Below are 9,433 nucleotides of genomic sequence, written 5' to 3' on the forward strand. Positions count from 1 at the left end.
CAGCCCAGCGGCGACTCGTTGGCCACCGGCAACCTGGTGTTGACCCTGGCGGACATCCAGTCGCGCCTGAGCGAGGCGCAGCAGCACCTCTTCGGTGACGGCGGCACGGCACGCGAGGTGTCCACCGTGCTGATCCGGGTGCGCGCACTGGGTACCTACTACGACGCCCTGACCCACGTTCGCCTGAACGGGTTCTGGGATCAGCGCGCCACGTTCGACCTGGTTCCGGAAAACCAGTTGAAGGTCCAGGAGCTCAAGGACGATTCCTACGTGGAGGGCTCCGGCGCACCATTGGCCATGATGTTCCGCTTCCGCCCGGGCGTGCCCCCTGAGGTGTCCTTCGACTACTCGGACGAGGAGGCCTTCGTGCGGTACGAACAGCGCCTGCCGGGTCAGAACTACCTGGAGGAACTGCGCATGTTCCCGCGCACCGGTTCCAACATCCCCCAGCACATGAACGACGCACTGCAGGATTGGAACTACTGATTCATGAGGCAAGCAACACCCACCGAGGGCTCCGTCCGCGCCATGGACGGGGCCCTCGGGCCTATTCCGGCGGTGTGTCTCCACGATCACCTGGACGGTGCGCTGCGCCCGGCCACCATTGTGGCGCTCGCCCAAGACGTGGACCATCAACTGCCCACCACTGATCCCGTGGCATTGGGCCAATGGTTCGTGGACAACGCGAACTCCGGCAGCCTGGAGCGCTACCTGACCACGTTCGCGCACACCACGGGGGTGACACAGACCGCGGCCGCCCTGGAACGGGTGGCCGAGGAGTACGTGCTCGATGCCGCTGCCGACCGGTTGCTCCACACCGAGGTGCGTTGGGCCCCCGAGCAACACGTGACCAGGGGACTCACGCTCGAGCGGGCCGTTGACGCTGTTCAGAAGGGCCTGGCCCGCGGGGTGGCCGCGGTGAAGGCCTCGGGTGGTCACATTTCCGCGGTCCAGATCCTGTGCGCAATGCGGCACCTGAACAACTCCCGCGAGATCGCCCAGTTGGTGCTCGATCGGGTCCGCGCGGCGGCCGGTACGACGCCGCTCGGTGCCGTTGTCGGCGAACCCGAACCCGGTTCCGTGGTGGCCTTCGACCTGGCCGGCCCCGAGAAGGGGTTCCCCGTGTCGGATCACCGGGAAGCACTGGACCTGCTGGCGCAGAACCTGGTTCCCGTGACCCTGCATGCCGGTGAGGCGGACGGCCCGGAGTCCATTCGTGACGCACTGGTGGCCGGACGCGCCCTGCGAATCGGGCACGGTGTCCGCCTGCTCGAGAACGACCCGGACGCCACCGGGGCGCTGTCCCGTTGGGTGCGCGACCGTCGCATTGCCTTGGAAGTGTGCCCGTGCTCCAACCTTCAGACCGGTGCGATCAGCCACTGGGGTGATTCCATCAAGGATCACCCGATCACCCAGCTGCATCGAACGGGTTTCACCGTCACGCTGTCCCCGGACAACCGGCTGATGAGCGCGACCTCCGTGTCCCACGAGATGTCCTTGCTCATCTCGGACGCCGGATGGTCCAACCGGGAGCTCACGGACATCCAGCTCAACGCGGCGCGCGCGGCGTTCGTGCCCCGCGCATATCAGGAGTGGTTGTGCGAGCGGATCGAGGAGGCCTGCGCGTGAGCTCCCGAGATGTCTCACCGGCCGTCCCCGAAGGCACGGGCGAACGGTTCGAAGAGCTCGTGCGCGTGATGGACCGCTTGCGTTCCCCGGGCGGTTGCGAGTGGGACGGCGCCCAGACCCATGCGTCGCTGCTGCGCTACCTGGTCGAGGAGGCGTACGAGGTGGTCGAGGCGGTCGAGTCCCCGAACGACACGGAGGACGGAAGCGCGGGCAACCGGACCGAGCTCGTGGAAGAACTCGGCGACATCCTGCTGCAGGTCGTGTTTCACGCGCGTATCGGACAGGAACACGCGGCTGGTGGGGCCTTCGACGTCACCGACATCGTGGCCGCGGTGACCGACAAACTGGTTCGCAGGCATCCGCTGGTATTCGGCGGCCGGCCCGCGCGGAACGGGGCCCCTGACACGGGCACGAACCCCGCCGGGGATCCCGCTGGCCCTGCACGGGCCACCCAGGAGGAGCTCTCCGCGCGGTGGGATGCCGTCAAGCGCTCCGAGAAACCACACCGCACCAACGTGTTCGACGGGATTCCCCCCGCGCTGCCCGCGCTGGCGCTCGCCGAAAAGGCCTTCACCAAGGCGCGTCGCCACGGCGTGGAAAATACGCCGGGCCCCATCGGGACCCAGGACGCCGCGGGCGTGGAACGTGCCGAGGCCGAATTCGGTGACCGGCTGCTGGAACAGGTGCGAGCGGCGTCGGCGATGGGACTGGATTCCGAACGTGCCCTGCGAGGCGCCGTGCGACGTTACATCGAGACGAATAATCGGCCGATCCAGCCGGGAACCAGCCGAGATCGGTAGGCTGACATCAGGGCACCGCCCGATAGGTCAACGACCAGCAAGGAGATTATCCATGGCAATGATCATTGCTTTGCAAGCCCGTCAGATTCTGGACTCGCGTGGTAACCCCACGGTAGAGGTAGAGGCACTGCTCGAGGACGGCAGCTTCGGCCGCGCAGCAGTTCCCTCGGGAGCTTCCACGGGCGAGTTCGAAGCAGCCGAACGCCGTGACGGGGACAAGAAGGTCTACCTGGGCAAGGGCGTGCTGGACGCCGTCAACGCCGTGGATGAGGAGCTGGAAGAGGCAATCGTGGGCCTGGACGCCTCCGACCAGCGCGCCGTGGACCAGGCCATGCTGGACCTGGACGGCACCGACAACAAGTCCAAGCTGGGCGCCAACGCCATCCTGGGTGCTTCCATGGCCGTGGCCCGCGCCGCGGCCAGCTCCGCGGACCTGCCGCTCTACAAGTATCTGGGTGGCCCCAACGCACACCTGCTGCCCGTTCCGATGATGAACATCCTCAACGGTGGCTCCCACGCGGACTCCAACGTGGACATCCAGGAGTTCATGATTGCTCCGATCGGTGCGCCCACGTTCGCCGAGGCCCTGCGCTGGGGCGTGGAGGTCTATCACAGCCTCAAGTCCGTACTCAAGGATCGTGGCCTGTCCACCGGCCTGGGTGACGAGGGCGGTTTCGCACCCAACCTCAAGTCCAATGCCGAGGCCCTGGACCTGATCCTGGACGCCATTAAAAAGGCCGGTTACAAGGCCGGCACCGACATTGCCCTGGCCCTGGACGTGGCCTCCTCCGAGTTCTTCGAGAAGGGCAAGTACTCCTTCGAGGGCAAGAAGCGCTCCGCCAAGGACATGTCCGACTACTACGCGGACCTGGTCGACAAGTACCCGTTGGTCTCCATCGAGGACCCGCTGGACGAGGACGACTGGGAAGGCTGGGCCACCCTGACCCGTGCCATTGGCGAGAAGGTGCAACTGGTCGGCGATGACCTGTTCGTGACCAACCCGGAGCGTCTGGCTCGCGGCATTGAGGGTGACGTGGCCAACGCATTGCTCGTGAAGGTCAACCAAATCGGTTCCCTCACCGAGACCTTCGACGCCATGGAACTGGCGCAGCGCAACGGCTACCGCTGCATGGTCTCGCACCGTTCCGGTGAAACCGAGGACACCACCATTGCGGACATCTCCGTGGCCGTGAATGCCGGTCAGATCAAGACCGGTGCCCCGGCTCGTTCCGAGCGCGTGGCCAAGTACAACCAGCTGCTGCGCATCGAGGAGGAGCTCGGCGACGCCGCTCGCTACGCCGGAGCTTCCGCGTTCCCGCGTTTCTCGGCCAAGTAAGACCCTCCACCCACACTGTTGGGTGAACGAACCGCCCGGTTCCCCTCGCGGGGACCGGGCGGTTGCGTGTGGGGAGCGCGAAGTTTTCGCCGCTAGAATGGCCGGCAGGATAAATTCGGAGCGCGTCTCACACGAGAGAGCGCCGTGCAACGCGGGAGGTGTGCATGGTTGGCCCCAGGCCGAGGATTCCTCGGTTCTCCGGTAAGAGGCAGGGCGCGGACGGGAAACCCACATTGGCCGAGGGCCGTGGCAAGAGCCGATCGGTCAACGCAGGAGAGCGCACACCCGCTTCGCACGCCGGTTACTCCGGCGGTGGATCGTCCACGGTCACGGCACCCACTCCCGCGCATTCCTTCAATGGCAGACTCATTGCCCTGATCGTGGTGGCCACCCTGATCTTGTTCCTGGCGGCGCCCACCGCCAAGATCTTCTTCGATCAGCGCGCCCAAATCACCGCGCTCGAAGAGTCCATCGCGGCCAAGGAACAGGAGCAGCAGCAACTCAAGCTGCAAGAGGAACGCTGGGGTGACGACGCGTACGTGGAGCAACAGGCTCGCGAGCGCATGTTCTACGTGATGCCCGGTGAACGCGCCTACCTGGTGCTCGGCGCCGAAGAAACGGGCCGCCAAGCCGCGGAGTCCTCCGCCGAACAGGTCGAAGCGGGTAAACCCGCGTGGGCGGACGGTTTGTGGCAGTCCGTGGTGGACTCGGCGTTCCCCCAGAGTGAGCCGGAAATCGCCCCGGTGGAGCCGGAGCAGTAACCGTTTATTTCCGCAGGGCATCCCTCCACACCGTTTTCTTCCCCATTGACCAACTGGCCCAGCAGCGCGCCGGAAAGTAGTACGCAAGTGACTGAAGCACAGCCGAACCCTGCCCCCGCAGTGACCCAGCAGGATCTCACGGTGGTGGGACATCAGCTCGGCCGCCCCGCGCGGGACGTGGTGGAGATCGCGGCCCGTTGCGTGTGCGGTAACCCCCTGGTGGTTGCCACCGCACCGCGATTGTCCAACGGCACGCCGTTCCCCACGGTGTTCTACCTGACGCACCCGGTGATCACGTCCGCGGTGTCCCGGCTCGAGGCCGAGGGCAGCATGTACGGCATGTCGGACAGGATCACAGAAGATGCGCAGCTCGCGGAGCAGTACCGGGCGGCCCACGAACACTACCTGGGGGAACGGCGTCGGATTGGTGAGAAAGCAGGAATCGGCGAGGTCCCCGAAATCGAAGGGATCTCCGCCGGTGGCATGCCCACGCGCGTGAAATGCCTGCATGTGCTGGTGGGCCACAGTTTGGCCGCCGGACCCGGGGTGAACCCGCTGGGCGACGAGACCCTGGGCCTCATCGCGGACACCTGGAGCACGGACCGCTGCGCGTGCGACCCGGAATGGCGCACTGCGGACTGAGCGGGTTCACCGCTGAGGGCGGGTGCGTCATTCGCGCCGTCGCCGGGCGCCAGGTCTTCGCCGTCGTGAAGGCGTCAAGAACGTGGGTAAAGTGGGATCGCGCTGCTGAATCGGCGCACTCCCCATAGAGCCGAGGATCCATCACCCATGCGCGTTGCTGCCATTGACTGCGGGACCAACTCCATCCGCCTCCTGATTGCGGATGTCAAGGACGAGAACGGACACCCCGAGCTCATCGATATCGTGCGTGAAATGCGCGTGGTGCGCCTGGGTCAGGGTGTGGACGCCACGGGTTGGCTCGCCGAGGCCGCGCTGGACCGGACCTTCGCCGCCGTTGAGGAATACGCCCGCCTGATCAAGAAGCACAAGGTGGACAAGATCCGTTTTGTGGCAACCTCAGCCACGCGCGACGCCGGCAATCGCCAGGTGTTCGTGGACGGCATCAGGCAACGACTGGGTGTCGTGCCGGAAGTCGTGACCGGCGAGGAAGAAGCGGCCCTGTCCTTCCGCGGTGCCGCCAACGCGACCGGGCCACTGAAGCCCGAGGACCGCGTGCTCGTGGTCGATCTGGGCGGCGGTTCCACCGAGTGCGTGCTGGGCACGGTGGACGGCGTGACCGCGGCCAAGAGCGTGGACGTGGGATGCGTGCGCATGACCGAACGGTACCTGGGTGCCAACCCGCCCACCGATGAACAGCAACGCCAAGTGCTTCGGAACGTGGACGAGGCCATGGACTCCGTGGCCCGGATCGTTCCGTTGTCACAAACCACCCACCTGGTGGGTGTCGCTGGGACGATCACCACGGTGACGGCTCGCGCCATGGGCCTGGCGAGCTACAACCCGGACGCGATCCACGGATCGACCATGTCCGTGGACTCGATCGCCCAGGCCTGCAAGGACCTCACGGCCATGACCAGGCAGGAACGGGCGCAACTGGGGTACATGCACCAGGGCCGCGTGGATGTGATCGGCGGCGGTGCCCTCGTCTGGCGGCGTGTCATCGAACGGGTTGTCTCCGCGACACAGGGCCGAGTGCGGTCGGTCACGGCCAGCGAGCACGATATTTTGGACGGAATTGGTCTGTCCCTGGTGCGCTGACCCCTCAATGGTTTTGAACACCCAACGGCCAGGGGTGTCCCCGCCAGTGCGTTCCTATTCAAGGTGAGGTTAGTCATGTCGGTCCACGCCACGCGCCGCCGCGCACTCTCGGGTGCGGCCGCTGCCGCCATGGTCCTGTCCCTTGCCGTAGCCCCCGCGGTGGCCATGCCCGACAACGAGCAGGCACCCGCGGCTCCCGCGCCGTCGATCCCCCTGGAAACCCCGGTGGCACCGCCGCCCACGGACGGCAAGGTACCCGTGTCCGTGGACTCGATCCGCGAGCGAGAATACTGGCTCGACGAATACGGTGTGCGCGATGCCTGGAAGGAATCCACCGGCAAGGGCGTGAAGATCGCCGTGATCGACACCGGCGTGGACGCAACCCACCAGGATCTCAGCGACGCCGTTGTGGATGGCACGGACGTGTCCGGCAACGGTGCTGGAAATGGACACCGCGGCCTGGGCGCGGAACCCGAACACGGCACCCTGGTTTCGTCGTTGGCTGCCGGACGGGGCCACGGCGAGGCCAATCCGGGCGGTCCCGGGAAGCAGAGCGGTGTGATCGGTGTGGCTCCCGAAGCGGAGATCCTGCCGGTGTCGCTGTGGCTCGGCAACGAGGAGCCCGGCGTCAAGGATGTCAACGAGCAGATTCCGAACGCCGTTCGCTGGGCCGTGGACAACGGGGCGGACGTCATCAACATGTCCGTGGGCTCGGACTCCACCGAATGGCCGCAGTCGTGGGACTCCGCGTTCGCCTACGCGGAGGAGAAGGATGTCCTGGTCGTGGCGGCCTCGGGCAACCGTGGTTCCGGGCTCAACCAGGTGGGAGCCCCGGCCACCATTCCCGGTGTCCTCACGGTGGGCGGCGTGGACCGCGCGGGCCGGGCGAGCTGGGACTCATCGTCCCAGGGAATCTCGATCGCGGTTGCGGGTCCGAGCGAGGACATGGTGGGCGCTATGCCGGGTGACGGTTACGCCGAGTGGTCCGGTACGTCTGCCACCGTGCCCCTGGTCTCCGGAACAGCCGCGTTGATCAAGGCCAAGAACCCGGATCTGAGCGTGGCGCAGATCGCCAACCAGATCATCCGCACCGCCCACGATGCCGGCGAGGAAGGCCAGGATCCGTTCTACGGATACGGGATCCTGGACGTGAAGGCCGCCGTGACGGAGGACGTGCCGGACGTCGACAAGAATCCGCTGGGCAGCATGCAGCACTGGATGAGCGTGCACCGGCCGGCATCGGCCGCGGCCAGTGAGACGGCGTCGTCGCCGGGGGCCACCGAAACCTCTGACACCGAGCAGGTCACGGAGGAAGCCACCCCGCCGGTGGCGCATGCCCCGCTCAACGAAACGGGTGCCCTGCCCGTGGTGATCCTGGCCGGTTTCGGACTGGTGGTTGCCGGGCTGACGGTCGCGGCGGTGTTCCACATCCGCTCCGTGAACCGCTGACGCGCACATTTCACGATCAGCGCAGCCCGCCCGGCGTCGTTCTGAACGGAAATGGGGTCAGTGATGAGTAGACTTTTGGGTATGGCTTTCAATCAATTGGCTAAAGACCGTCCGCGTCTTCTGATCGTCGGCGGCGGATACGTTGGTTTCACGCTCGCACAACGGCTACAAACGCGCATCAAGGAATCGGGTGGCGTCGTCACGGTTGTCGATCCCAACCCGTACATGACCTACTTGCCGTTCCTGCCCGAGGTTGCTGCCGGCAACATCGAGGCACGCAGCGCCATTGTTCCGCACCGTCAGCACCTCAAGGACTGCGAACTCATCGGTGGCCGCGTGGAGAGCATCGACCACGCCAACCGCACGGTCAGTATCCGCGGTATCGATCAGGGACCCAACTTCGATCTGCCCTATGACGAGATCGTCATTGCCGGTGGCTCCATGACCCGCACATTCCCCATCGAGGGCCTGGCGGACAGCGCCATTGGTCTGAAGACCATTGAAGAAGCCGTCTCGCTGCGCAACTGGGTTTTGGAGCGCATTGAAATCGCGTCCCTGACTGACGATGAGCACGAAAAGCGTAAGGCTTTGACTTTCGTCGTGGTCGGCGGAGGTTATGCAGGTACAGAGGGTCTCGCCGAGCTTGAGGACATGGCCCGTACCGCCGTGGAGCGCAATGACCGCCTCAAGGTCTCCGACCTGCGTTTCGTTCTGGTCGAGGCCATGGACCGCATCATGCCCGAGGTTTCCAAGGAACGCGCCGAGCAGGTCGTGGCACAGTTGCGTTCCCGCGGTATCGAGGTGCTGCTCAACACGTCCCTGAATTCCGCCAAGGACCAGCTCGTCAAGCTGATCAACATGAAGGACAAGTCCCCGGCCGGCGAGATGTACACCGACACCCTGGTGTGGACTGCTGGCGTACAGGCCTCTCCGTTCGTCAAGAACAGCGACCTGCCCGTCGACGAACGCGGTCGAGTGCGTGCCGGCGCGGACCTGCGTGTGACCGGAGACGACGGACCGATCGAGGGTGCCTGGGCCGCCGGAGACATCGCGGCCGTTCCGGATCTCACCGGTACCGGGCCGGGTGGCTTCTGTGTTCCCAACGCTCAGCACGCCGTGCGTCAGGCCAAGACCATGGCCAAGAACATCATTGCCGCGCGCGAGGGCAAGGCGCTGGAGGATTACTACCACGAGAACTTGGGCGCCGTGGCCGGCTTGGGCCTGTACAAGGGTGTAGCCAACATCCGCGGTGTCGAGTTCAGTGGCTTGCCCGCCTGGGCGGCTCACCGCTTCTACCACGGCTACGCGATCCCCACGATCGAGCGCAAGGTGCGCATCTTCAGCGAGTGGGGCATCAACATGCTCTTCGGTCGCGACACCACCGGCATGCGCCACGTGCGCGACCCGCGCCGGTCGTTCAAGGTCGCCGCAGGTGACGAGGTGGATACGGCCAAGGCAAGGCTGTAACCTACGTGTACTCGCGAAGCTACCGGTTCAGCTCCCTTCCCGGGTGATGAACCGGTAGCTTTTGCACGGGCCCCCATAGCCCAATTGGCAGAGGCAGCGGACTTAAAATCCGCGCAGTGTGGGTTCGAGTCCCACTGGGGGCACCCCTTCCTTCTTTTCCGGTCAGGAATCCGGCGCGCCGGTTCCTGCGCGGGGCATCTGAGGCACAGGTTCGCGGCCCATGACATTTAAGGCGCCGGTTCGCAGCATCG

At 65.7% G+C, this 9,433-nt stretch carries 8 protein-coding genes, 1 tRNA gene and 1 pseudogene; all 10 read left to right on the forward strand.

The window, feature by feature from the left end; all coding sequences use genetic code 11:
* Positions 1–486, forward strand: a pseudogene (locus Q4E95_RS07095) (ornithinee aminotransferase); the annotation flags it as partial.
* A 3-nt stretch (positions 487–489) separates the two neighbouring features.
* Positions 490–1,629 carry an adenosine deaminase gene (locus tag Q4E95_RS07100; protein WP_303382650.1) on the forward strand — a complete coding sequence of 380 codons (1,140 nt, stop codon included), beginning with the start codon at positions 490–492 and terminating at the stop codon, positions 1,627–1,629.
* Positions 1,626–2,429, forward strand: coding sequence for a MazG nucleotide pyrophosphohydrolase domain-containing protein (locus Q4E95_RS07105; RefSeq protein WP_303382651.1), 804 nt, complete (start codon positions 1,626–1,628; stop codon positions 2,427–2,429). The genes Q4E95_RS07100 and Q4E95_RS07105 overlap by 4 nt, the downstream gene beginning before the upstream one ends.
* 52 nt (positions 2,430–2,481) lie before the next feature.
* Positions 2,482–3,765, forward strand: a complete 1,284-nt coding sequence (gene eno / locus Q4E95_RS07110) for a phosphopyruvate hydratase (protein ID WP_303382652.1) — start codon at positions 2,482–2,484, stop codon at positions 3,763–3,765.
* A gap of 164 nt (positions 3,766–3,929) precedes the next feature.
* Positions 3,930–4,526, forward strand: a complete 597-nt coding sequence (locus Q4E95_RS07115; protein WP_303382653.1) for a septum formation initiator family protein — start codon at positions 3,930–3,932, stop codon at positions 4,524–4,526.
* Positions 4,527–4,613: 87 nt separating this feature from the next.
* Complete coding sequence (locus tag Q4E95_RS07120; RefSeq protein WP_303382654.1) at positions 4,614–5,168, forward strand: DUF501 domain-containing protein; 555 nt, start codon at positions 4,614–4,616, stop codon at positions 5,166–5,168.
* Between the two features lie 147 nt (positions 5,169–5,315).
* On the forward strand, positions 5,316–6,266 hold the full coding sequence (locus tag Q4E95_RS07125) for a Ppx/GppA phosphatase family protein (protein ID WP_303382655.1): 951 nt from the start codon (positions 5,316–5,318) through the stop codon (positions 6,264–6,266).
* A 75-nt stretch (positions 6,267–6,341) separates the two neighbouring features.
* On the forward strand, positions 6,342–7,715 hold the full coding sequence (locus tag Q4E95_RS07130) for a S8 family serine peptidase (protein ID WP_303382656.1): 1,374 nt from the start codon (positions 6,342–6,344) through the stop codon (positions 7,713–7,715).
* An 81-nt stretch (positions 7,716–7,796) separates the two neighbouring features.
* Entirely contained in the window at positions 7,797–9,182 is a 1,386-nt protein-coding gene (locus tag Q4E95_RS07135) for an NAD(P)/FAD-dependent oxidoreductase (RefSeq protein WP_303382657.1), read from the forward strand.
* 69 nt (positions 9,183–9,251) lie between these two features.
* A tRNA-Leu gene (locus Q4E95_RS07140) sits at positions 9,252–9,325 on the forward strand.
* Positions 9,326–9,433 lie beyond the last annotated feature (108 nt).

The organism is Kocuria sp. (assembly GCF_030536815.1).
GTDB classification, from domain to species: Bacteria; Actinomycetota; Actinomycetes; order Actinomycetales; family Micrococcaceae; genus Kocuria; species Kocuria gwangalliensis.

What these genes read in the sequence shown, in the direction of transcription:
- eno (WP_303382652.1), top strand. Translation starts at nt 2,482, where the DNA reads ATGGCAATGATCATTGCTTTGCAAGCCCGTCAGATTCTGGACTCGCGT.
- Q4E95_RS07100 (WP_303382650.1), top strand. Translation starts at nt 490, where the DNA reads ATGAGGCAAGCAACACCCACCGAGGGCTCCGTCCGCGCCATGGACGGG.
- Q4E95_RS07135 (WP_303382657.1), top strand. Translation starts at nt 7,797, where the DNA reads ATGGCTTTCAATCAATTGGCTAAAGACCGTCCGCGTCTTCTGATCGTC.
- Q4E95_RS07115 (WP_303382653.1), top strand. Translation starts at nt 3,930, where the DNA reads ATGGTTGGCCCCAGGCCGAGGATTCCTCGGTTCTCCGGTAAGAGGCAG.
- Q4E95_RS07125 (WP_303382655.1), top strand. Translation starts at nt 5,316, where the DNA reads ATGCGCGTTGCTGCCATTGACTGCGGGACCAACTCCATCCGCCTCCTG.
- Q4E95_RS07130 (WP_303382656.1), top strand. Translation starts at nt 6,342, where the DNA reads ATGTCGGTCCACGCCACGCGCCGCCGCGCACTCTCGGGTGCGGCCGCT.